The sequence below is a fragment of the Ruegeria sp. AL12 genome (assembly GCF_056540885.1).
This window is the reverse complement of sequence record NZ_JBQFXN010000070.1, coordinates 1-1,044: the sequence shown is the minus strand read 5'-3', so window position 1 is coordinate 1,044 and position 1,044 is coordinate 1. Positions and strand designations below refer to the sequence as shown.

1 protein-coding gene and 1 pseudogene are annotated in these 1,044 nt (G+C 48.4%); both read left to right on the top strand.

The genetic code is table 11. The features are described from left to right. Positions 1 to 284: pseudogene (locus tag ACR0C6_RS21400) on the top strand (integrase); the annotation flags it as partial. Further along, on the top strand, positions 281 to 883 hold the full coding sequence (locus ACR0C6_RS21395; protein ID WP_480621124.1) for a hypothetical protein: 603 nt from the start codon (positions 281 to 283) through the stop codon (positions 881 to 883). The pseudogene ACR0C6_RS21400 and the gene ACR0C6_RS21395, both read left to right, overlap by 4 nt. Positions 884 to 1,044: the final 161 nt, after the last annotated feature.

The following is a 1,044-nucleotide window of genomic DNA, read 5'->3' as shown; positions in this document are numbered from 1 at the left end:
TGATATCGGACATGACCATGAGCAAGCTTATGGAGCGGCGCGGCATGGTGGAGCGTCCGCACGGGTTTCGATCCAGCTTCCGCGTTTGGGTAGCAGAAACAACAAACACGACGTACGACGTAGCTGAAACCGCGCTTGGTCATGTGACAGGTAGCGCGGTTGAACGCAGCTATCGCCGGACGGATTTTCTAGAGCAGCGGTGGTTGCTATTAAAAAAATGGTCTGAATATTTGGCGGCTGAAGCAGCAGCTGACGCCCCTAAAACAAATCTGGAATCATCGTGAACGGCCCAGTGCCAAATTTTCTTTCAGATGAAGTTTGGAAGTTCTTGAAAGCGGAATTCGGAAATGAGGCTGTTGCATGGGCAATTCTATTCGGCTTTCTTTTTCGGGTTCGCATCAGGCCTTCAGGTCAACAACACAAGAACATCAAAGGTGACGTTGAAAAGCTCAATGTTGTGTCAAGGAATTTGGCTAGAGCAAGTCAGAACATCGACGACATGCGCGGCGGCATTTCCATTACCCTTTCTATGAACTTACTCAGAAAAGAGTCATCTGTAGAACTTTGGCATGAGAAACTGTCTACACTGGCGAAGGAAGTGGATGACTCCATCGCAGAACTGAAGAAATCGCAAAAGGCCTTGGCTCCTACTGGTGGAAGAGACCCAATGGCAATTTTATTGGCGGAGCAAATTGCTGAAGTGTTCACAGTGGTTGGTGAACCAGTCACATTCGGGCAGTCTTATTTAGGTGAACCATCTACCCGGTACAGCAGAACTGTCTGCTTCCTGCTTCAATACTTTGGCCATGAAATTCACTGGCGACGCGTTGCGGAGGCAGGCTTTCACTACGCGAAGCGACGCGCCAAAGAACCCAAAAGCTAATACCAGATCGCCGCACAAAAAAAATTGGATAGGCATTTTTTCAATCAATTACAGGGTTTGTATTTTTGCTCCATCAATCAAGATGGAGCACCAAAATGCGTTATCTCACCTTCCGCGACCTGCAAGAAAAACTCGGTGGCCGAGGCCGCACCACTATCTAC